Annotated in this window: 17 protein-coding genes; 11 read left to right on the forward strand and 6 right to left on the reverse strand. The window is 60.5% G+C overall.

Going from position 1 to position 23,468, the window contains the following annotated elements; all coding sequences use genetic code 11:
- Positions 1-4 precede the first annotated feature (4 nt).
- Positions 5-4,900 (reverse strand): NAD-glutamate dehydrogenase, encoded by a 4,896-nt coding sequence (locus ACYYKW_RS12085; RefSeq protein ID WP_093102158.1) that lies wholly within the window; start codon positions 4,898-4,900, stop codon positions 5-7.
- Positions 4,901-5,660: 760 nt separating this feature from the next.
- On the opposite strand from ACYYKW_RS12085, the gene ACYYKW_RS12090 reads away from it, so the two are divergent.
- From ACYYKW_RS12090 to ACYYKW_RS12140, 11 genes are all read left to right on the forward strand, one after another.
- Complete coding sequence (locus ACYYKW_RS12090; protein WP_464990222.1) at positions 5,661-6,857, forward strand: colicin-like pore-forming protein; 1,197 nt, start codon at positions 5,661-5,663, stop codon at positions 6,855-6,857.
- A gap of 717 nt (positions 6,858-7,574) precedes the next feature.
- Positions 7,575-7,928 (forward strand): hypothetical protein, encoded by a 354-nt coding sequence (locus ACYYKW_RS12095; protein ID WP_093106803.1) that lies wholly within the window; start codon positions 7,575-7,577, stop codon positions 7,926-7,928.
- Between the two features lie 290 nt (positions 7,929-8,218).
- Entirely contained in the window at positions 8,219-9,178 is a 960-nt protein-coding gene (locus ACYYKW_RS12100) for an AAA family ATPase (protein ID WP_007913915.1), read from the forward strand.
- Positions 9,179-9,183: 5 nt separating this feature from the next.
- Positions 9,184-10,128, forward strand: a complete 945-nt coding sequence (locus ACYYKW_RS12105) for a DUF58 domain-containing protein (RefSeq protein ID WP_464990223.1) — start codon at positions 9,184-9,186, stop codon at positions 10,126-10,128.
- Positions 10,125-10,622 (forward strand): DUF4381 domain-containing protein, encoded by a 498-nt coding sequence (locus tag ACYYKW_RS12110; RefSeq protein WP_093102163.1) that lies wholly within the window; start codon positions 10,125-10,127, stop codon positions 10,620-10,622. The genes ACYYKW_RS12105 and ACYYKW_RS12110 overlap by 4 nt, the downstream gene beginning before the upstream one ends.
- Positions 10,615-11,694, forward strand: coding sequence for a vWA domain-containing protein (locus ACYYKW_RS12115; RefSeq protein ID WP_090282949.1), 1,080 nt, complete (start codon positions 10,615-10,617; stop codon positions 11,692-11,694). The genes ACYYKW_RS12110 and ACYYKW_RS12115 overlap by 8 nt, the downstream gene beginning before the upstream one ends.
- The gene (locus tag ACYYKW_RS12120; RefSeq protein WP_464990224.1) at positions 11,691-13,430 is read left to right on the forward strand and encodes a tetratricopeptide repeat protein; all 1,740 of its coding nucleotides are present in this window, start codon (positions 11,691-11,693) and stop codon (positions 13,428-13,430) included. Before ACYYKW_RS12115 ends, ACYYKW_RS12120 begins: the two co-directional genes overlap by 4 nt.
- Complete coding sequence (locus tag ACYYKW_RS12125) at positions 13,427-15,064, forward strand: BatD family protein (protein WP_464990225.1); 1,638 nt, start codon at positions 13,427-13,429, stop codon at positions 15,062-15,064. The genes ACYYKW_RS12120 and ACYYKW_RS12125 overlap by 4 nt, the downstream gene beginning before the upstream one ends.
- A 174-nt stretch (positions 15,065-15,238) precedes the next feature.
- Entirely contained in the window at positions 15,239-16,483 is a 1,245-nt protein-coding gene (locus tag ACYYKW_RS12130; protein WP_464990226.1) for an exonuclease SbcCD subunit D C-terminal domain-containing protein, read from the forward strand.
- The gene (locus ACYYKW_RS12135) at positions 16,480-20,121 is read left to right on the forward strand and encodes an AAA family ATPase (RefSeq protein ID WP_464990227.1); all 3,642 of its coding nucleotides are present in this window, start codon (positions 16,480-16,482) and stop codon (positions 20,119-20,121) included. Before ACYYKW_RS12130 ends, ACYYKW_RS12135 begins: the two co-directional genes overlap by 4 nt.
- Positions 20,118-20,714, forward strand: coding sequence for a glutathione S-transferase (locus ACYYKW_RS12140; RefSeq protein ID WP_090282944.1), 597 nt, complete (start codon positions 20,118-20,120; stop codon positions 20,712-20,714). Before ACYYKW_RS12135 ends, ACYYKW_RS12140 begins: the two co-directional genes overlap by 4 nt.
- Positions 20,715-20,799: 85 nt before the next feature.
- Here the strand turns inward: ACYYKW_RS12140 and ACYYKW_RS12145 are convergent, their stop codons facing one another.
- The 5 genes from ACYYKW_RS12145 to ACYYKW_RS12165 all read right to left on the reverse strand — a co-directional run bounded on the left by ACYYKW_RS12145 (position 20,800) and on the right by ACYYKW_RS12165 (position 23,435).
- The gene (locus ACYYKW_RS12145; protein ID WP_090282943.1) at positions 20,800-21,057 is read right to left on the reverse strand and encodes a hypothetical protein; all 258 of its coding nucleotides are present in this window, start codon (positions 21,055-21,057) and stop codon (positions 20,800-20,802) included.
- Positions 21,054-21,266: a hypothetical protein gene (locus ACYYKW_RS12150; RefSeq protein WP_093102180.1), complete on the reverse strand. Its 213-nt coding sequence runs from the start codon at positions 21,264-21,266 to the stop codon at positions 21,054-21,056. Before ACYYKW_RS12150 ends, ACYYKW_RS12145 begins: the two co-directional genes overlap by 4 nt.
- Positions 21,267-21,625: 359 nt before the next feature.
- Positions 21,626-21,805, reverse strand: coding sequence for a hypothetical protein (locus ACYYKW_RS12155; protein WP_090282941.1), 180 nt, complete (start codon positions 21,803-21,805; stop codon positions 21,626-21,628).
- Between the two features lie 155 nt (positions 21,806-21,960).
- On the reverse strand, positions 21,961-23,136 hold the full coding sequence (locus ACYYKW_RS12160; protein ID WP_464990228.1) for a lactonase family protein: 1,176 nt from the start codon (positions 23,134-23,136) through the stop codon (positions 21,961-21,963).
- On the reverse strand, positions 23,136-23,435 hold the full coding sequence (locus ACYYKW_RS12165; protein WP_336354603.1) for a DUF5629 family protein: 300 nt from the start codon (positions 23,433-23,435) through the stop codon (positions 23,136-23,138). Before ACYYKW_RS12165 ends, ACYYKW_RS12160 begins: the two co-directional genes overlap by 1 nt.
- Positions 23,436-23,468: the final 33 nt, after the last annotated feature.

The raw sequence follows: 23,468 nt of genomic DNA on the forward strand, positions 1-23,468 counted from the left end.
CTACTTACGCCAATTCAAGCTCGGCATTCGCAGCAGCCACAGGCACGATGGTCTGCCCGCTCAACGCCAGATCCAGCAGCTCGCGGTTGGCCACCGCGTACATGGCGTAGTCCGTGCCGCTCGCGGCGCGGATTTCCACCAGCATGGCGCGCCAGCGCGAGATCATGCTTTCGTGCTGTTCCATCCACAGCGCCAGACGTGTTTCCACGTCCTGGGTGCCGTCGCCCTGTTGCAGGACGGAGATGGTGATCGCGCGTTGCTGCCAGTCGACGTCGTCACGGAACGCTTCACGGGCCAGCGCCTGCCAGTTGTTTTCAACCGGCAGTGCGCTGATCTGTTGCAGGTACCAGGTGATGTCCAGCGCCGAACCCACGGCGAAGTAGGCCTTGGCCACCTCGGCCGGGTTCTGCCCGGTAACGTCCGAGGCTTCGATGATCGGCAGCAGCGTGTACAGGTGCGAAGTGCCCGCAACCATACGCGCCAGCAATTCCGGCACACCGGCGGCGACGTAAGCCTGATAACGCGCCTGCCAGTTTTCGCGGATTTCGCCGCTCAGCAGCTCGTCGAGTTTCAGACCCAGCTCTTTCAGGTGCGGACCGAAATGCGCGACGTCACGGGCAGCGTTCTGCTCGTTGCGACGGGCACGCAGGAACCAGCGCGTGGCACGGCGACCCAGACGCATCAGCTCGTCCATCAGCTCCAGCTGCACGTCAGCGGAGACCTGATAGTCCAGCGCTTCGATCTGACGGAACCAGTGCGGAAGATGGAAAATGTCACGCACGATCACATAAGCACCGGCCACATTCGCCGGGCTCATGCCGGTCGACTCTTTGAGTCGTTGAACGAAGGTGATGCCCATGTGGTTGACCAGGTCGTTGGCGATCTGGGTGCTGACGATCTCGCGCTTCAGACGGTGACGACGCATGGCTTCGGAGAACTTGCTGACCAGGGTCGGCGGGAACGCCGTTTCCATGTCGCGGGTCAGGTAATCGTCGTCCGGTACCTGCGAGCCCAGCAGTTGCTCCTTGAGGTCGATCTTGCTGTAGGAAATCAGCACCGACAGCTCTGGACGCGTCAGACCGTGGCCTTCAGCGATACGCTCGGCCAGTTGCTCTTCGGTCGGCAGGAACTCGATGGCGCGGTCCAGCTTGCCGCGGCCTTCAAGATCGCTCATCAGACGCTTGTACTCAGCGATGCGCGCATAGGCACGACGCGCCGCCAGGGACAGGGCCTGAGTCTGCTTGTAGTTGTTGCCCAGCACCAGATTGCCGACTTCGTCGGTCATGCTCGCCAGCAACTGGTTGCGTTGCTTGTCGGTCATGTCGCCGGCCTGAACCACTTCGTTCAGCAGGATCTTGATGTTCACTTCGTGGTCGGAGCAGTCCACACCACCGGCGTTGTCGATGAAGTCGGTGTTGGAACCGCCGCCATTGAGACCGAACTCCACGCGACCCAGTTGGGTCATGCCGAGGTTACCGCCCTCGCCCACGACTTTGCAGCGCAGCTCGTTGCCGTTCACGCGCAATGCATCGTTGGCCTTGTCGCCGACATCGGCGTGGCTTTCGGTGCTGGCCTTGACGTACGTGCCGATACCGCCGTTCCACAGCAGATCCACCGGGGCCTTGAGCAAGGCATTGAGCAGTTCGGTCGGGGTCAGCTTGTCGGCCTTGATGTCGAAGCGTTCTTTCATCTGCGGGCTGATCGCGATGCTCTTCGCACTGCGCGAGAAGATCCCGCCACCTTCGGACATGATGCTGGTGTCGTAGTCGGTCCAGGCCGAACGCGGCAGGTCGAACAGACGCTGACGCTCGACGAAGCTGGTCGCCGGGTTCGGATTCGGGTCGATGAAGATGTGCATATGGTTGAAGGCCGCGACCAGTTGCAGCTTGTCGGACATCAACAGGCCGTTACCGAACACGTCACCGGCCATGTCGCCGACGCCCACCACAGTGATGCTGTCTTCCTGAACATTGATGCCGCGCTCGCGGAAGTGGCGCTGTACGCCGACCCACGCGCCTTTGGCAGTGATGCCCATTTTCTTGTGGTCGTAACCGGCCGAACCACCGGAAGCAAACGCGTCACCCAGCCAGAAGCCGTAGTCGATGGCGATGCCGTTGGCGATGTCGGAGAAGGTCGCAGTGCCTTTATCCGCTGCCACCACCAGATACGGGTCATCGTTGTCATGGCGCACAACGTTGGCCGGCGGTACCAGCGCGCCGTCCTTCAGGTTGTCGGTGATGTCCAGCAGACCGGAAATGAAGATGCGGTAGCAGGCGATGCCCTCGGCCGCGATCTCGTCACGGCTGCCGCCCAGTGGCAGACGACGCGGCAGGAAGCCGCCCTTCGCGCCCACCGGCACGATGACCGAGTTCTTCACTTGCTGGGCTTTCACCAGACCGAGAACTTCAGTACGGAAGTCTTCTTCACGGTCGGACCAGCGCAGGCCACCACGTGCGACGTTACCGAAGCGCAGGTGCACGCCTTCAACGCGTGGCGAGTAGACGAAGATTTCGAACTTCGGTACCGGCTTCGGCAGTTCAGGGATCGCGTGCGGGTTGAACTTGAAGCTGAAGTACGACTTGTTCTGGCCCTTGGCGTCGGTCTGATAGAAGTTGGTGCGCAGCGTGGCTTTGATCAGGTCTAGGTAACGACGCAGGATGCGGTCTTCGTTGAGCACCTGAACATCGTCCAGTGCAGTCAGAATCGCTTGTTCCAGACGCAATTGCTTGTCTTCGAGATCATCGTCGCTGAGCTTGCGCGCCAGGTAGAAGCGAGTCTTGAACAACCGGGTCAGTTCGCGAGCGATGTCGGTGTGGTTGTTCAGGGTGCTGGCGATATAACCCAGATCGAAGCCCAGACGAATCTGCTTCAGGTAACGGGCGTAAGCACGCAGCAGCGCAACGTCGCGCCATGGCAGGCCGGCGGTCAGTACCAGACGGTTGAACGCATCGTTTTCGGCATCGCCGCTTACGATGTGGACGAAGGCGTCCTGCAGGGTGTCGTTGAGTTGCTGGATGTCGAGGTCCAGGCCTTCAGCGGCGGTGAACGCAAAGTCGTGAATCCAGAACTCGCGGCCATTGGTATGACGCAGACGGTACGGAAATTCACCCAGCACGCGCAGGCCAAGGTTTTCCAGGATCGGCAATACGTCGGACAGCGCCAGCGGCGTGTCGGCGTGATACAGCTTGCAATGCAGCTCGCGCTGGCCGGAAACCTGCCCCAACGGCTGATAGAAGCTCATCACCAGCGGATTCTTTTCGTTGAGGCTCAGCAGGTGCTGCATGTCGACCACGGCCGAATGCGCAGCGAAACGCTCGCGGTAGCCAGCCGGGAAACCTTTCGGGAAATCCGCCAGCACGTTGGTGCCGTGGGCTTCGCCGAAGCTTTCGACGGTCAGTGCAGCGTAGTCGTCCTGCCAGCTGCGGCAGGCCTGAACCACTTCTTTTTCCAGCAGCACCGGGTCGATGTCGAGACGGTTTTTCGGGTCGACGCGCAGAATCAACTGCACGCGCGCCAGTACCGACTCGGAGAAGAACGTCCAGAATTCGCAATCGGAGGCCTTCAGGCGCTCCATCAGCACTTGCTGGATCTTCTGGCGAACCTCGGTGGAATAGATGTCGCGCGGCACGTAGGCCAGGCAGTAGCAGAAACGCCCGTACGGGTCTTTGCGCAGGAACACGCGGATCTTGTTGCGTTCCTGGATCTGCACGATCGACATCACCGTGGTGAACAGTTCGTCGACCGGGGTCTGGAACAGGTCGTCACGCGGCAGCACTTCGAGCACCTGCGCCAGTTCCTTGCCCAGGTGAGCCTTGGACTGGAAGCCGGAGCGACGCTCGATTTCTTCGACCTTGCGACGAATGAACGGAATGACCCGCACGCTTTCGCCATACACCGAGGAGGTGTACAGGCCCATAAAGCGGTGTTCCTTGATGACCTTGCCGTCGGCGTCGATCTCGCGGATCGACACGTAGTCAGGGTAAGCCGGACGGTGAACACGGCTCGGATGCGCGGCCTTGGCGAACGACAGCGGGGTCGGTTCACGCAAGTAGGCTACGGCATAGTCTTCGATGCGCAGGTCTTCGTAGGTCAGGCCGGTGCGCAGCAGTTTGGTCAGGCCGAGGAAGGAGTTCTGGTCATACTCGATGTGGCCGCCGTCGGCCTGATCGGTAACCACGAATTCTTCGTAGCCGAGGAAGGTGAAATGGTTGCCCACCAGCCATTCCAGGAAGCTTTTGATTTCGTTCTTTTCATCGGCGTCGATGGCGAATGCACTGCCGTCGAGCTTGCCGAGGATTTCCTGGACCTTGGCCTTCATCGGCTCGAAATCGGCGACCGCGACGCGGACTTCACCGAGAACCTGTTCCAGCTCTTTGCTCAGCACGTTCAGCTCGGCCGCGTTGGCGCAGCGGTCGATTTCCAGGTACATCAGCGATTCGTGCAGCACATCTTCGCCGGTGCTGCCTTTTGGCAGGATTTCCAGCAGCTCGCCCTTGCTGCCACGGCGTACGCTAAGCACGGTGGTTTGCAGGGTGTGGATGCTGTAGCCGCGGCGGTTCAGCTCGGTGCGGACCGAGTCGACCAGAAATGGCAGGTCGTGGTGCAGGACTTCGACCGCGGTGTGGGTCGACTGCCAGCCGTGGCGTTCGTAATCAGGGTTGTAGACGCGCACTTGCGGTTGCGCGTGATCGAAGCGCTCAAGCAGGCGCCACGCGGAAAGAGTACAGCCAGCGAGGTCGGAGAGACGACGTTGAGTCAGCTCGTCCAGAGAAATGATGCCGAAGAATTGTTCAGCGAACAGCGCCACTTGTGGCAGTGCCTGTTCACTGATGTGCTGCGCCAGTGCCGCTTGCAGTTGGTGCTGGAAGTCGGCTTTGCTGGCTGCGGTGAAGAACGCCATCTGTGGTACTCCGCTTAAGCTTGTTATTGATGGAAAGCGTCGCGTGCAACACCCCTTTCGGGGCCTGTGTCGCCCTGTTCCTGATTCTCGGGCAGAGGAAACAGGGTGACAGGTGGGTGAAGCTGGACGAGACCCTCAGGTCACATTCACCTTCCATTGGATGGGCAGCTGCAAAAGCGACTGTCCTGACTGCGGACAATGCCTTTACGGGTGCCCATCCGATGCGCAGCTTAAAGGGTGCGACAATGTGTCTGCTTGCGGTGCTGCGACATATTCGGTCATCGGCACGTAAATGCTGGGTTTAGCCTGCTTCAACACTAGCAGGCGAGAGGCAGAACGCAGGTTCGAAAGCCCGGATTTGCAGGACTTCCGTGCCAGCCTCCCCCTTTTGGACCTTACATATCCGGAAACGAAAACCCTTACGGCCTTTTTACGGACCCTGATCGCCGCATCCGGTTCAGCGCAGGCGGTTGACGCGGATCGGTTTGCAGGCGCAGTGACTATTCGAAAACAGCGTTACCGCGAGCACTGACCACACCATCCAGTATTGCCGAACTTATCAATACTCACTTAAACAAATCACTTAAAAACAATCAGTTAAAAACGCTTCATCTTTTCTTACAAACCGCATCGAAATGCCCCACACGATTATCAGAACACTTTAGGACATAGCGACCTGTTCGAATTTGCATAGAGCGCTAACAATATGAAACACCTGACGCCCGACGGATCGGGCTTCAAAAGCGCAAGGACCTTGCAAATGCCTCAACTTGAATTACCAGGAATAATCACTTACGGCGATGGCTCGTGGGAAATCATCAATCTGAACCCAAACAAGATTCGCGGCGACATCCGCAAGAACTATCCTTTGGGTAATCCAATGCATGGATTCACCCTCGCCATCCAGAATGACTTTCATGCACGTAAACAAAATCTCGAAACCACTCTGCAGTCTGAATTAAACCAGACCGACAATACGCACCCTCCCCTTGCAAACGTGACACCCGACGCATGGCTTTCACGCACCTTGAACATAGTCAACGAATTATTATTCAGGAAAAATAACGAACTTCAAGAGCAACTGAAGATTGTTAAAAATGCGAAGCTATATGCAAAACTGGAGGCCACTTACAACGCAATGATCCTCAACGATCAAATCGCAAGCCTTCAGAACAGACAAACGAAGTTGTATGCAGAAGTGGAACGTCGCCAGGCTGAGGCTATTGCCGTGCAACAAGCTGCTGATGCAGCTCGCCAGATCGAGCAAGCGCGCCAACAGGCGCAAGAGCAGGCACGTCTGGCTGCCATTGCCGAGGCCACACGCATCGCTGACGAGAAAGCGAGAATTGAAGAAGAGGAGCAATCCAGACAAATCGATGAGCACAAGCGTGCAGTAGCTTTTGTCGCAGACGCGAACCAATACATCTTCGAGAAATACGGCGCCAATCTGCACCAAGTGGTCATGGATCTGCAAAAGGACATTACCGGGAAGAAGATCAGAAACTACAACGAGGCGATGCAAACTTTTGAAAAGGTGCGGTCCAACCCTCATGCGAAGCTTAGCCCACAAGACACTCGAGCAGTTGTGGAAGCACTCAACGCGCTGGACAAGGCTACCTACATGGACCATGTGAATCGGCTTGCGAAAGGATTTGGTGTTGCAGGCAAAATGGTTCAGGCACATTCGGTGGTCGACAAGACCGTCACTGGCTTCAAGGACGGCAATTGGAAACCTCTGATGCTTGAACTGGAAAGCATTGCAGTCGGCATGGGCGCAGGGGCGGCGCTGGCGGCACTGGTTCCGATGATCAATCCCGGCGTTGCCGCTAGCGCGATAGGTATCATCGCCGTTGGCTTGATCATAGCCTTGATCGCGTCCCTCTTGGATGCCAAAAATGTCGAAAAAATAAACGACTTGATCCTTGACCAATTCGCTAAATGGACCGACCAACGATAAGAATGTAGCAGGGGTCGTTTTTTTAAATTCCGCCCCCTCGCTATGAAGACGATGAAACTTCCTCGCGCCCGGGTGCAGCTTATGACACAAACAATACTCAAAGAGTCTTTGCCATTGCTTGCACTCGGAGTTTATACCGCTCCTATTTTCCTCATAAATTTAGTGCTTCCCGCCGTGCCGCAATCAAGCCTGGATGTGACGATTGATAATTTTCTTGACGAACAACTGTTTGGGCTGATTGGTTTTTGGTCGTCATTTTTCCCTTTTAGCTCAAAAGCGACTGCAAACTACATTGCCGTTTTCGGGCCATTACTTGCTATCGTCTCAATGCGCCATGCATTCATTGAAAAGTTTGATTCGCGACAGTTCGACCAGATGACACTCAAGCGATATCTATGTGTGCTTTTGAGCGGCCTGATTCTCTCAGCCCTGTTCATCTGGTTTTTTTATTTAACCTCAACCGATCTCGGAACAGCCGAAGGCAAGTACGGAAATTTATTTGGGCTAAATATCGTTTTCTTCTCCACACACAACGCAGCGCTATCTTTTTTCCTTTTTCTTCTGGTGCCTATTCTTATACACCGCTGCCTTTACTACATCCCTTGCCAAAACATAAAAAAATGGATAGCACTTAGAAAAGAATCACGCGAAAGCAGAAAAAATTTCCCTTGGGTGGCAAACTTGTATTTTTTCTCGCGCCTCATCAGGAATCCTCCCATGCAAATGACCACCGCCCTCCTCATCGTCAACCCGTGCGATGACGAAGAAGACAACATGGCCATGCTCTGCTGCCACAGCGACAAGGGCGAGATGTTCCTGATGAGCCGCTACCCGGACGAGGATGAGCTGGAGATCACGCTGGATGGCGAGCCTTCTACTCTCGACGGGGTCAAGGTTACCTTGAGTGCGAGTCTGTTGAAGATTGAGATTGCTGCGGCAGATGCCGATGCGTTGAACGGGGATGATGTGCTGGAGATCAGCTTCAATCCGGATATGGTGGATAGGGATGAGGTTGTCGAGACCCTCAAGAACATCCTTGATGGGACGGGTACCTTCATTAGCGAAGTTTAATACCGTTTGGGTTGGCCCCATCGCTGGCAAGCCAGCTCCCACAGTGATCGATGTGTTGCACAGATAGCACGCACAACGCAGGAACCTGTGGGAGCTGGCTTGCCAGCGATGGGGCCGGAACTGCCACCCCAGCACGCCCCCGCTACAAAATCCCGACAAATCCCCCAGGCATTTCCCGCACTTTGCGCAAAATGCCGTTAGTCGCCACCCCCCGCGATGGATTAAAGTAACGCCCCCAGCCACAGCGTTAGCGAACGCCTGTGGCCACCCCTTTGCAGGAACCGTCACCGATGGAACATCGTGAAGCGCTGCTGGCGCTGCGAACCTTTCTTTCAACGCAGATTCTCGGCCAGGAAAAGCTCATCGAGCGTTTGCTCATCGCCCTGCTCGCCGACGGCCACATGCTGGTCGAGGGCGCTCCGGGGCTGGCCAAGACCAAAGCGATCAAAGAACTCGCCGAGGGCATCGAAGCCCAGTTCCATCGCATCCAGTTCACCCCTGACCTGTTGCCAGCCGACATCACCGGCACCGAGATCTATCGCCCGGAAACCGGCAGCTTCGTGTTCCAGCAAGGGCCGATTTTCCACAACCTGGTGCTGGCGGACGAAATCAACCGTGCCCCGGCCAAGGTGCAATCGGCGTTGCTCGAAGCAATGGCCGAGCGTCAGGTCAGCGTCGGACGCAGCACCTACGAACTGTCGCCGCTGTTTCTGGTGATGGCCACGCAGAATCCGATCGAGCAGGAAGGCACCTATCCGCTGCCGGAAGCGCAGCTCGACCGTTTCCTCATGCACGTCAAGATCGGCTTCCCCGACGCTGCCGTCGAGCGGCGCATTCTGCAGCAGGCCCGGGGCGAAGCGCTGAACGGCGAAACCAAACCCGAGCGCCGCGTCAGCCAGCAGGCGATTTTCGCCGCGCGCAAGGAAATTCTTGGCTTGTACATGGCCGACGCCGTGGAGGAATACCTGGTGCAACTGGTCATGGCCACGCGCAACCCGGCCAAGTTCGATCCGGAGATGGCCGAGTGGATTGCCTACGGCGCCAGCCCACGCGGTTCGATTGCGCTGGACCGTTGCGCCCGCGCTCACGCCTGGCTGGCCGGTCGTGATTTCGTCAGCCCGGAAGACATTCAGGCGGTGCTGTTCGACGTGTTGCGCCACCGCATCATTCTGTCGTTTGAAGCCGAAGCCGCAGGCATCGATCAGGACCGCGTGGTGCAGCGGATTCTCGACGTCGTCGCCGTCGCTTGATCCCCATGAACGCCGCCCTGCCCGCCGAGCCCGGTATCCGCATCAACCTCACAGAGTTGATCGAGATGCGTCACCGCGTACGCGAGGTGCAGCTGTTTTCCACGCCGAGTCAGCGCAGCCCGCTGATCGGCCTGCATCACTCGAAATTCCGTGGACGCGGCGTCGACTTCGATCAGGTGCGGGTCTATCAGGCCGGCGACGATGTGCGCACCATCGACTGGCGCGTGACGGCGCGCACCCAGGAGCCGCACACCAAGCTGTTCCACGAAGAGCGCGAACGACCGATTTTCATCATGGTCGAGCAAAGCACGCGGCTGTTTTTTGGCTCCGGGCTGATGTTCAAGTCGGTGCTGGCGGCACAAGTGGCCGCGCTGATCGGCTGGGCCGCACTGGGCCATAACGACCGCGTCGGCGGGCTGGTGTTTGGAGACAACGAGCATTACGAAATCAAGCCGCGGCGCAGCAAACAGAGCCTGCTGCAATTGCTCAACCGGCTGGTCAAGGTCAATCAGTCGCTGCACAGCGAGCGTGAGCCGGATCGTGACGCCTTGGGCGTAGCCCTGCGACGTGCGCGCGAAGTGCTGCGCCCGGGCAGTCTGGTGATCGTGATCTGCGATGAGCGTGCGTTATCCGACAGTGCCGAGCAGCAACTGAGCCTGCTGTCGCGACATTGCGACCTGTTGCTGCTGCCGCTGTCCGACCCGCTCGATCACGCCCTGCCCGCCGCCGGGCTTTTGCGTTTTGCCCAGAAAGGCGCGCAACTGGAACTCGATACCTTGAACTTCGACCTGCGCCAGACCTACCGCGCCCAGGCTGAGGCGCGCATCGCTCGTTGGGAATTGCTCGCGCAGAAACTGCGGGTGCTGCTGATGCCCTTGAGCACGCAGCACGAAATGGTCGAGCAGATGCGCGAATTCCTCAATCCGCAGCGGCCGGGGACCGGTCGATGAACGGCCTTGAACAACTGCAGCCGCTGATTTCTCCGCCGCCGATCGGCTTCTGGCCACCGGCGCCGGGCTGGTGGCTGTTATTGCTGCTGTTGCCGCTGCTGGGTTTCGCCGTGTGGAAGCTGCGCCGTTTCATTCCGGTCAGAAAACGCCCGGTGGTGCGCGCCGAACAGCCGCTCGACCCCGTGCGCATCGCCGCCCTCGCCGAACTCGCGCAAATGCCCAAACCCTATGACGGCGCGCCGGCCGGCGCCTGGCTGCAGCAGCTCAACGGCCTGCTCAAACGGCTGTGTCGCAACCACTATCCCTACAGCCAGAGCCACACCCTCAACGGGCGTAAATGGCTGGCGTTCCTCGACAACCGCTGCCCGGCGGCGGGCCTGACACGCTGGATGGTACTGGTCGAAGGCGCTTACAAGCCGGAGTGCAAACTCGACGACAAAGCCATCGCCGGCCTGACCCAGGCGGTCGACACGTGGATTCGCAAACATGTTTGAATTCGCCTGGCCGTGGATTTTCGTGCTGTTGCCGCTGCCGTGGCTGATGCGTCTGGTGCTGCCGGTCGCCGACAGTGGCGAGCCAGCACTCAAGGTCAGTTTTCTCGCGGATCTGGAAGGCCTCGCCCGCCGCCGCGCGCGGGCCAATTTGCCGGCGTGGCGGCAACAGGCGCCGTTCATGCTGTTGTGGTTGTTGTTGCTGGTGGCCGCCGCGCGCCCGCAATGGCTCGGCGAGCCGCTGCCGATTGCCGCCAGTGGTCGCGATCTGCTGGTGGCGGTGGACGTATCCGGTTCGATGGACTTTCCTGACATGCAATGGCAGGACGAAGAAGTCAGCCGCCTGTCGCTGGTCCAGCATTTGCTCGGCGATTTCCTCGAAAGCCGCGAGGGCGACCGGGTCGGCCTGATCCTGTTCGGCAGCCAGGCGTATCTGCAAGCGCCGCTGACCTTTGACCGGCGCACGGTGCGCATCTGGCTCGACGAGGCGCGGATCGGCATCGCCGGCAAGAACACCGCGATTGGCGATGCGATCGGTCTGGCGCTGAAACGCCTGCGCCTGCGTCCGGCACAAAGCCGCGTATTGATTCTGGTGACCGACGGTGCCAACAACGGCGGCGAAATCGATCCGCTGACGGCCGCCCGACTCGCTGCCAGCGAAGGCGTGAAAATCTACCCGATCGGTATCGGCGCCAACCCCGAAGACAGCGGCTCCACCGGCCTGCTCGGCGTCAATCCGAGCCTGGACCTCGACGAGCCGGCGCTCAAAGCCATCGCCGACGTCACCGGCGGGCAATACTTCCGCGCCCACGATGGCCTCGAGCTGCAAACCATCAAGGACACCCTCGACCAGCTCGAACCGGTGACCCAGCAACCGACCCAGGCGCGCCCGGCCCAGGCCTTGTATCACTGGCCGCTGGCCTTGGCGCTGTGGTTGAGCCTGTTATTGGTCGCCCGCGAACTGTGGCCGGACAATCCGCTGCAACGCCTGCTCAACAAGGAACTGAATCTGCAAAGTCCGCTGCCTGACTGGCGCGAGCGCCTCAAGCGCCTGCGCTTGCGGAGGCGTCGATGATCGCGCTCTGGCCGCACTGGTTCCGTCCCTGGTGGCTGTTGTTGTTGCCACTGCTGGGCTGGATGATCTGGCAGCTCTGGCACCGGCAGAAACGCGCCGGGCGCTGGCAGATGATTTTGCCGCCAGCCTTTCACGCCACCCTGCTCAGCGGCGGCAATGGCCGCGACAGCAAACTGCCGTGGGTCGCCCTCGGCATGGCGTGGCTGCTGACAATTCTGGCCCTGCTCGGGCCGAGCTGGCAGCGCGTCGAACAGACCAGCCAGAAACCGGCCGACCCGTTAGTGGTGGTGCTGGAACTGACCGCAGAAATGCTCGCCACCGACTCGCCACCGACGCGTCTGGAACAGGCGCGGCGCAAGCTCTTTGACCTGTTGCAGGCGCGCAGCGATGCGCAGACCGCCATTGTCGTCTACGCCGGCAGCGCCCACACGCTGGTGCCGCTGTCGGATGACCTGGCGACCAGCCGCAACCTGCTCGATGCGCTGAAACCGTCGCTGATGCCGCAAAGCGGTCATCGCGCCGATCTGGCAGTCAGCAAAGCCCTGGCTTTGCTGGAACAGGGTGCGCTCGGCCAGGGACGGATTATGCTGATCGGCTCGTCACTCGATGAGCAAGAGCGCGACGGTATTCGTCGGGCGCTGCGCGGGCAGTCGGCGCAACTGCTGATGCTCGGCATAGGCACCGCCGAAGGTGCGCCGATCGCCCAGGAGGACGGCAGTTTCCTCAAGGACGAACAAGGCGCGATTCGCGTCCCGCAACTCGACAGTCCGGGTCTGGCGGCGTTCCTCGACAGCATTGGCGGTGAATACCACGCTGCACGGCTGGACGAAGGCGACCTCGGCGCGCTCGGCCTGCTCAGCGGTCCGCGCAGCCTGCGCGATGATGGCCAGACCGTGCGCCTCGACACCTGGGCCGATCAGGGCTACTGGCTGCTGCTGCCGCTGTTGTTGCTCGCCGCGTGTGCCGGGCGTCGCGGTTGGCTGTTCTGCCTGCCGCTGCTGCTGTGCCTGCCACAACCGAGCTACGCTTTTGACTTTGAAGACCTGTGGCTGCGCCCGGATCAACAAGGCCTGCACCTGCTCAAACAAAAGCGTCCGGCCGAAGCCGCACAACATTTTGAAGATCACCAATGGCAAGGGGTGGCGTTGTACGAGGCCGGCGACTACAGTGGCGCCGCCCAGCGTTTTGCCGAAGGCAGCGATGCCCGCGCCCACTACAATCGTGGCAATGCCTTGGCGAAAAGCGGCGAGCTGGAAGCGGCGATCGACGCCTATGAACAGGCGCTTGAACTGCAAGCGGATCTGCGTCCGGCGCAAACCAACAAGGCGCTGGTGGAAAATCTGCTCAAGCAGAAAAACGCCCCGCCGCCGGCTGAACCAGAGAGCAAGCCGAGCGAACAGCCCAGCCTGCCCGGCGAGGAATCTTCGCCTGCCAGCGCACCGCCGCCAGCGGTCAGCAGCGAAAGCCCGAGCGAGGCGCAAACGACCGAGTCGCCCGGCGAACCACCACCGACAACGCCGCCGCAGCCCGGTCCCAATGAGGTGCCGGGCAGTAACGAGGCCGAGGAAACGGACACCGTGCCAACCCTGCGCCCGAGCGAGAACAATCTCGAAGGCGAGCAGCGTCAGGCACTGGAACAATGGCTGGGCAAGATCCCGGACGATCCGGGAGAACTGCTGCGGCGCAAATTCTGGTACGAACAGCAACAACATCAGGATCAGGAAAACACTCGATGACCCGCTTCACCGCTCTCTTGCTGCCCCTGCTGCTCTGCACGGCCACCGCCCAGGCGACCGAGCTGACCGCCAGTGTGGATCGCAGTCGCCTGAACTCCGGCGAGACGGTCGAGCTCACCCTCGAAACGGATGACGTCACACAGTTCGGAAAACCCGACCTGACTGCGCTGGAGCCGCTGTTCGAGGTGCGCGGCACACGCCAGGTCAACCAGTTGAATACCCTCAACGGTGCCAACCGCGCGACCACACGCTGGATCATTACTCTGCTGCCGAAAGAAAACGGCAGCGTGGTGATTCCGCCGCTGCAACTGGGCGAGGCGCAGAGCCAGCCGATCACCGTGCAAGTCATTGAAAGCGACACCCGCGAAAGCAAAAACAGCCTCGACCCGGTGTTCATCGAAGCCAGCCTCGATCAGTCCAGCGTCTATGTGCAAGCGCAGGCGATTCTAACGCTGCGTATCTATCACTCGGTGTCGCTGTACGACGACAGCAGCCTTACCCCGCTGCACATCGCCGATGCGCGCATTGAACAACTCGGCGACACGCGCACCTACGAAAAAGACCTCAACGGTGTGCGCCACGGCGTGATCGAGATGCGCTATGCAATTTATCCGCAGCACAGCGGCTTGCTGACCATTGCGCCGCAGACTTTCAGCGCCACACTGGTCGACACGCAGCCGTCTCAGGACGCAAATGCTCAGGGGCCGAAGCCGGGCAAAATGATGCGCGTGAGCTCCGCGGAAATCCCGCTGACCGTTAAACCAAAGCCACTGACCTACCCGGTCGACGCGCCCTGGCTACCCGCGCGCAGCCTGAGCCTGAGCGAAAGCTGGAACCCCGAGCCCGAACACACTCAGGTCGGTGACTCACTGACCCGCAGCCTGACCCTGAAAGTCGAAGGCCTCGCCAGCTCGCAACTCCCCGCCCTGCCCGCCACCGACGTCGCCGGCCTGCGCCGCTATCCCGACCAACCGGTGCTGAGCAACCAGAGCAGCGAGCGCGGCCTCATCGGCAGTCGCGAAGAACGCGAAGCGCTGGTACCCAATCGCAGCGGCGCGATCGATCTGCCAACCGTCGACGTGGTGTGGTGGAACACCTTCGAAGACCACCTGGAACACAGCAGCCTGCCCGCGCGCACCCTGCAAGTGGCCAACAACCCGAGCCTGCAAATCGACACCCCGGCCGGCACCCTGCAACCGAGCTCAGTCGACAACGACGTGCTGTGGTGGTGGAAGCTCAGCACGCTGATCCTCGCCTGCACCACCCTCCTCGGCTTCGGCCTGTGGTGGCGCGCCCGCTGGCAACCGGCAATCCACCGCGCCGCCCAGACAGGCCCGAGCCCGCGCACGCTAATGGACGACATCAAACGCGCCAGCCAGGCCAATGATCCGCAAGCCACGCGTCAGGCACTGGATGCGTGGGCGCGGCAGCAGCCGGAAACACTGGCAGACATGGCGGCGCGGTTTGTGCCGCTGTCGGATGCGCTGGATGGTTTGAATGGCGCGCTGTACAGCGAGACGGGACAGCATTGGCAGGGTGAGGATTTGTGGCGGGCGATCCGCACGATACCGCCGGCGGAGCGGGTGCAGGATCCGGTGGGTGACAGTGGGTTGCCGCCGCTTTATCCGAAGTGACCGCGCTCACTGTACCTCGTGGCGATTGTGGCGAGGCCGCACGACTGCGCCTCACGCAGTTGCTTCAGCATTGATCGCCACGACAGCCCTGGCCCGACAATAATCTGTAAACTTCCCTTATTTTGCCGCCGTCATATTCAAGCGGCCTTCACCTGATTTTTAGCGGAGTCCACCTTGCGTCTGTTTCACACCTCCGACTGGCACCTTGGGCAAAACCTGCACGGCCAGGAGCGCGATTTCGAGCATGCGTGCTTTCTCGAATGGCTGCTGCGCCAATTGCAACTGGCGCAGCCGGATGTGCTGCTGATTGCCGGGGACATCTTCGACACGGTCAACCCGCCGGTCAAAGCCCAGGAACGCCTCTACGATTTCATCGTCAGCGCCCACGAACAGCAGCCGTTGCTGACCATCGTGATGATCGCCGGCAACCATGATTCCGGCTCGCGGATCGAGCTGCCCGCTCCGTTGATGCGGCGTTTGCGCACTCATGCGCTGGGTCGAGTGTTGTGGCTGGATGACGGGCAACTGGATGCCGACCGGCTGCTGCTGCCGTTGCCGGATAAAACCGGTGAAATCGCCGCATGGTGCCTGGCGCTGCCGTTCCTGCGTCCCGCTGAAGTGACCGGTGCGCATCTGGGCGACAACTATTTGCGCGGTATCGGTCAGGTGCATGAATGGCTGATCGAGGCGGCCAACGCCAAGCGCCAACCGGGTCAGGCGCTGATCGCCATCAGCCACGCGCACATGGCCGGCGGTTCGGTGTCAGAGGATTCCGAGCGCAGCCTGATCATCGGCAACGCCGAAGCCCTGCCCGCCAGCCTGTTCGGCGCGAGCATCAGCTACGTCGCCCTCGGCCATCTGCACAAGCCGCAGAAGGTCAACGGCGAGGAGCGCATTCGCTACAGCGGCTCGCCGATTCCGTTGTCGTTCTCGGAAATCGGTTATCAGCACCAGATTCTCGATGTCGTCCTCGACGGTGAAACGTTGGTTAGCGTTGAGCCGAAGCTGATCCCGCGCTCGGTCAATCTGCAACGCATCGGCCCGGCGCCACTGGCCGAGCTTCTGCTGCAACTGGCCGATGTGCCGAACATCGACCTGCTCGCCGAAACCCAGCGCCAGCCATGGCTGGAAGTGCGCGTGCGCCTCGACGAGCCGCAGCCGGATCTGCGTCATCAGGTGGAAACCGCACTGCAAGGCAAAGCCGTGCGCCTGGTGCGCATCGCCGCTGAATACGCTGGCAACCGTGGCGCTGACGGCGCCGAAGATGGCAGCGCGCTGATCGAACTCGACCAGCTCACCCCGCAGGAATTGTTCAGCCGCGCCTGGCTCGACAACTATGGCAGCGAGGTCGACGAACAGACCCTCAAGGACTTTGCCGAACTGCTGCAAGACGTACAGATGGAGGGCGAGCAGCCATGAAGATTCTCGCCATTCGCTTGAAGAACCTGGCCTCGCTGGCCGGTCCGTTCGAAATCGATTTCACCGCCGAACCGCTGGCCAGCGCTGGCTTGTTTGCGATCACCGGCCCGACCGGCGCCGGCAAAAGCACCCTGCTCGATGCCTTGTGCCTGGCGCTGTTTGGCGCGGTGCCGCGCCTCAACAACACCGGCCGCGACGCCAAAGTCCCCGACGCCGACGGCGAAATCGCCACCGGCGATCCGCGTACTCTGTTGCGTCGCGGTACCGGTGAAGGCTATGCCGAAGTGGATTTTGTCGGTGTCGACGGTCGACGTTATCGCGCGCGCTGGGAAGCCAACCGTGCCCGCGAGAAGGCCGGCGGCAAGTTGCAGGCCAGTCGGCAGAGCCTGCGCGATATCGATCAGGATCAGTTGCTCGCCAGCCAGAAAGGCGAATACAAAACCCAGCTCGAAGCCGCGCTGGGCCTGAACTTTGAGCAGTTCACCCGCGCCGTGTTGCTGGCGCAAAGTGAGTTCAGCGCGTTCCTCAAAGCCGACGACAACGATCGCAGCGAGCTGCTGGAAAAACTCACCGACACCGCGCTGTACACGCGCCTCGGTCGCCGCGCTTTTGACAAGACCAAAGAGGCCCGCGAAGCACACAAGCTGTTGCAGGATCAGGCCAGCGGCGTCACCCCGCTCGCCCCTGAAGCCCGCGCCGAACTGGACGAGCGCTGCAACGCCGCGCAGCAGCAAATGAAGCTGCAACAGGCACAGCTCAAACAACTCGAACAACAGCACGGCTGGCTCAAGGATTTGCGCCTGTTGCAGGATTCGCAGCAAGCCGCCACCGAGCAATTGCACAGCGCGCAGCAGCAATGGCAAGCGCTTGCCGGTGAGCGCGTCAAGCTGAGCCAACTGGAGCAACTGGCGCCGCAACGGCACCAGTTCGCCCGCAAGACCGAACTCGATGCACTGCTCACACCGTTGGCCGCGCAGATCGCCGCGCACACGCAACAACACGTCGAATTGAGCGAGCGCCAGACGCAGCTGGAGCAAACCCTTGAGGCCGCGAAAGTTGCCCTGAGCCAGGCGCAACAACAGCAAAGCGAGAACGCGCCGCTGTTGCGTCAGGCTTTCGAAGAACACAGCACCCTCGCCCGTCTGGTCAAGGAGGTCGCGCAAAGTACCGAGGCCAAACTCGCGGCGCAGCAGGCCTGCACCGACGGCCAGCAGGCCATTCAGGCCTTGCAGGAAAAGCAGGCCGAGGCCGCCGAGCGCCTGCAGCGCATCGTCAGCGAACTGGAGCAAAGCGCCCATCTGGCACCGCTGAGCGATGCCTGGAATGCCTACCGCGATCGCCTGCAACAACTGATGCTGATCGGCAACCGCTTGAACCAGGGCCAGGCAGAACTGGCGAGCCTCGAAGACAGCGCCGCTCGCAGCGCTGAAGCTTTGACGGCACAGAAACAGCAACTGGAAGTGTTGTTCAAGGAGGCTGGCGCCGAGCCTGATGCCGTCGCCGAACAGATCGGTCTGCTCGGTACGTTGCTGCAGGACAACCGCAAACAGTTGCGCGCCTTCGAAGATCTGTCGCGCCTGTGGGCCAGCCAACAGGATCTCGACAAGCGCGCCAACGAACTGCAACAACGCCTGCTCAGCGCCCAGCAACAACGCGAGCATCTGACCCAGGACGGGGTGAAAAACAAAGCCGAGCTGACCATCGCCGAGCAAACCCTCAACGTCACCCGCGAGTTGCTCGAGCGCCAGCGTCTGGCGCGCAGTGCCAGTGTCGAAGAGTTGCGCGCGCAATTGCAGGATGACCAGCCCTGCCCGGTCTGTGGCAGCAACGAGCATCCGTATCACCAGCCTGAAGCACTGCTGCAAAGCCTCGGTCGTCACGACGAAAGCGAGCAGGCCAATGCGCAGCAGGTGGTCGATCAGCTCAAGGAAAAACTCGCCGAATTGCGCGCCGAAGTCGGTGGCGTGATCGCGCAGCAGAAAGAACTGCTGCAGCAGCAGGAGCAACTGGCCGCGCAGCAACAAGCCTTGGCGCCAAGCCTCGAGGCGCATCCGCTGGCAGCGCAACTGCTTAATCAGGACGCGGCCAAGCGCGACGCCTGGCTGACCCGGCAAAACGAGCAACTGAACCAGAGCATCAGCCAGGACGAGCAGCGCCAGAGCGCTCTGCTCACCCTGCAACAGGACGCCGCGCGCCTCACTCAGCAACTGCGTCAGGCCGAAACCGCGCATCAGCAAGCCGCGCAGCAATTGAGCAACCAGCAGCGCGAACTGAGCAGCGACCGTCAGCGTCTCGACGAAGAACTCGCCGCGTTCGCCAGTCTGCTACCCGCTGATACCCTCGAAGCCTTGCGCCAGGAGCCGGCCGCGACGTTCATGCAGCTCGACCGGCAGATCGCTGAGCGTCTGGCTCAGCTCGATCAGCACAAGGAAGAACAGGCCGAACAACTGCAGCGCCAGCAAACGCTGGAGAAAGAACAGGACCGTCAGCAGACCCGCGCCCAGCAGTTGCACAGCGCCGAAGCGCAACTCAACGGTTTGACCGAGCAGCAGCAGGCTTGCCAGCAGAAACTCGCGCAACTGCTCGGCGAATACAGCAGCGCCGAGCAATGGCAGCAGCAGCTCGAACAGGCGGTTGAACAGGCGCGCAGCGGCGAAGCCATTACCGCGCAGGAGCTGCAGAACGTACGCACGCAACTCGTGCAGATCGCCGCTGAACTCAAGGCGCAGCAGGAACGCTTGCAAGCGCTGCAAAGCGAAGATCAAGACCTGCGCGGCAAGATCGCCGATTGGCGGGGCCGTCATCCGGAACTGGATGACCAAGGTCTCGAAGCCCTGTTGCAGATCGACGACACGCAACTCAGCAAATTGCGCCAGCGTTTGCAGCACAACGAAAAAGCCATCGAACAGGCGCAGGTGTTGTTGCAGGAGCGCGACCAGCGTCTGCTCGATCATCAGGCACAACACAACGGCAACCTCGATGCCGAACAACTGGCGAGCGCCCTCGCCGACCTGCAAAACCAGTTCGCCGTCAGTGAGCAGCAATGCGCCGAACTGCGCGCCGAGCAGGTGGAAGACCAGCGCCGGCAGAACGCCAATCAGGCACTGGCGCAGCTGATCGCCGGCGCTTATGCCGAATATCAGCGCTGGGCGCGCCTCAGTGCGTTGATCGGCTCGGCCACCGGCGACACTTTCCGCAAGATCGCCCAGGCCTATAACCTGGATCTGCTGGTGCATCACGCCAACGTGCAACTGCGCCAACTGGTCAAACGCTATCGCCTCAAACGTGGCGGCAGCATGCTCGGCCTGCTGGTGCTGGACACGGAAATGGGCGATGAATTGCGCTCGGTGCATTCGCTGTCCGGCGGCGAGACGTTCCTGGTGTCGCTGGCGCTGGCACTCGGGCTGGCGTCGATGGCCTCGAGCACGCTTAAAATCGAATCGCTGTTTATCGACGAAGGCTTTGGCAGCCTCGATCCGGAATCTCTGCAATTGGCAATGGATGCCCTCGACGGCTTGCAGGCGCAGGGCCGCAAGGTCGCGGTGATCTCTCACGTGCAGGAAATGCACGAGCGCATCCCGGTGCAGATTCAGGTGCAGCGCCAAGGCAATGGTTTGAGCACACTGGAGGTGAAATGAACACGTTGTATTCCTTCCGCCGCTGCCCGTATGCGATGCGTGCGCGGATGGCCTTGCACTACTCAGGCGTGCCGGTGGAGATCGTTGAGGTCAGCCTCAAGGACAAACCGGCCGAGATGCTCGCACTGTCGCCGAAAGGCACGGTGCCGGTACTCAATGCCAATGGCCAGGTGATCGATGAAAGCCTGGCGATCATGCACTGGGCCCTGGAGCAGCATGATCCGGACGACTGGCGCCTGAAGAACGATCCCGGCGCGGAGCTCGTTACGAACATGCTGATCGAGACCAACGACACGCAGTTCAAGACCTCACTGAATCACTACAAGTACGCCGAGCGCTACCCGGAAAAACCGATGGAGGTCTATCGCATGGAATGCGAAATGATCGCCCACTCGCTGGACTTGATGCTGGCGGATCAGGACTACTTGCTCGGCGATCAGCTCAGCCTCGCCGACATCGCCCTGCTGCCGTTCATTCGCCAGTTCGCCCATGTCGATCGCGAATGGTTTGCGCAGACGCCGTATGTGGCGTTGCAGGGATGGTTGCAACGGTTGCTCGAGTCCGAACTGTTTACCTCGATCATGAAGAAGTAGCTCGACGTTAGATCGGACGCCGAGTGTCCGGGGCTGCATTCCTTTGCTGCGCGTGGGAACGATCATCACGCTCAGCGCGGCTCGATCAGGCCAGCACCTGGCACATGCCCAGCGCCATGCAATCGACTTCGAACGGGCCGAGGAAGTCCACTGCGACCTTGGCCGGAGGATTTCCGGCCATCAGCCCCAGCGTATTGGCGCGTTCAATGTTGTGGGCGATGCTGTGATTGACTTCGATGGCCCGGGCCAGCGCGCCGACCGAGCCTTGGCCGATACCCAATAACGAAGTGCCGTTGGTGAAGAACGCCAGACCGGCGATCACCCAGAGTCTGTAGCCTTTCATGCGCCGCCGACTCCTGCGAGTTCGGCCCGATCGACCATCACGCTCTGCGAGCGCACTTCGAACTGGACACCGGGATGAGCGACGTCGATGGGCGCGTCGAAGTTGTGCTCCATCTGCGAGGCGATGCTGACGAACAGCACCACGGCCAGGTACACACCAATGGCCAGGTAGGCGCCGCGTTTGGCGGAGTGAAGGATTGCGCTGGCCATGGTGTTCTCCCGTAGGCAGGTTTCGATGCCCACAGAATCAATCAAAAAAGCCGTAGCAACCACTCAGGGTTTGCCATAGTAAATATCAGCTTCGTTGATTATTTAGCCAAGCTATCCGGACGTTTGAAGAAAGCTATGGTTGATCGTACCGATCGTTCCCACGCTCTGCGTGGGAATGCAGCCGGGGACGCTCTGCGTCCCATTGGAACGCGGAGCGTCCCTAGAGGCATTCCCACGCAGAGCGTGGGAACGATCAGTGGTGTTGCGCGCACAAAAAAGGGCCGTCGAAGGCTGAGATCTTTTGATGTTGAAGATCAAAGATCGCAGCCTTCGACAGCCCCTTCAGGGTGACGGGAATTTCAGGCTTGGGTTTTGTGATCCAGCGCGGCGTAGAAGTTGGCGCTCTGTTGCAGGTATTTCTGGGTGTAGCTCTGGGTGTGGGATTTTTTCTCGGCGATTTCGACGTTGGCACCGGCAGGCAGTACCACGGTGGCGGAAATGGCGGAGGCGGCGATAACGGAGAAGAGATTGAAGTTCATGGCGGTAACCCTCGTGTTCGTTTGCTTGGTTTGCCCGGTCGGGCTGTGAAACAAACGTAACGCTACAGGGTTGCCGCTTGAAATCTTTTGTAGCATTAGCCGTTATCAGCGTAATTAATACAAAGACGCAGGCCCCGCAGAACGGGGCCTGTGGCTTATTGTCGCACCAGAAACTTGAGGTCGCTGGGCGCGTCGATCGGCAGTTTTTGCACGGTTTTGCCGAGCAGACCGGTCTTGCCATCGCGTTCGACGACAACAATCTCGTTGCTCTTCTGGTTGGCAATCAGCACGAACTTCCCGCTCGGATCGAGGGCGAATTCACGCGGATGGTCGCCTTCTACCGAACGCTTTTGCAGCTCTTTCAACTGACCGCTGGCCGGATCAATGGCAAACACCACCAGTTGATTGGCGGTGCCCCGGTTGCTGACGTAGAGAAACTTGCCGTCTGCCGAGGCATGCAACGCGGCGCCGGCCTTGTCCGAGGTCGGCTGACCGGCGGCCAAGTCGACCAATTGCGTCTGGGTCAGCACACCATCCTTGTAGTCGAACACCGCGACCTGCGCGCTCATTTCCATGGTCAGCCAGGCATGTTTGCCGTCGGCGCTGAACAGCAGATGACGCGGGCCGCTGCCGGCTGGCAACGCCACCGACGGCGTTTTGGCAGGTGTCAGCGGCAGGTGCGGATTGGCTTTCGGGTCGAATTGATAGATGAAGATCTTGTCCGCGCCCAGGTCGTTGGAGAACACGTAGCGGCCATCCGGCGAGGACACCGTCGAGTGCACGTGGTTGGACGCCTGACGTTCAGGATTGACCCCGCTGGCCGGGTGCGCGCTCATCTGCACCACCGGCTGGAGCTTGCCGTCGGCGCCGACCGGCAACACCGCCAGGGTGCCGCCCGGATCTTCCACCACCGAATAGTTGCTGACGAACAAATGGCTGGCGTCAGCGCTGAGGCTCGAATGGGTCGGCTCGTTGCCCAGGCTCTGCACCTGATTGATCAGACTCAGGGCGTGGGTTTTCGGATCGATGGCGAAACTGCTGACACGGCCGACCGGGTCCTGCTGACCCGGACCGTTTTCGTTGACCACGAACAGGTGCTTCTGGTCCTTGGACAGGGTCAGCCACGACGGGTTTTCGGTCTTGACCACTTGCAGCGGCTTGGCGGCGATCTGCCCGGTGGCGCTGTCGAAGCTCATCCGGTAAATGCCTTCGCTGCTGCCGGCGGTGTACGAGCCGACCAGCAATTGGAAGTTTTCTGCGTAGGCGCTGGAAAAGCCCATCGCACCGACGCTGCCGGCCATCAGCAGCGGCCAGAAATTACGCATTTTCATTATTGTTCATCCTCATCGTCGCTGCTGCTGACTACATCGCCGAGGCAGACCAGGCGGTGTTCGCCCGTGGTTTTGGTGTGGCTGGCGTAACCGATGATCAGCCAGTTCTTCAGCTTTTCATCAAAGGTGGCAGCCTCGACTTGTGCCGGGGTGAATTCCCAATGTTTGGCCGCTCGACCATCGATACATTCGATGTGCAGGTTATCGTCCTCGTCGAGGGCGAATTCGAAGGCGTGCAGGCCGTCGATTTCGACCATACCGCAGTGTTCGAGGGCGTTGAGAAGGGTTTGGGCAGTCATGGCAAACAGTCTTTCTTGGGGGGGAAAGGGCCA

The organism is Pseudomonas sp. 15C, assembly GCF_055484735.1.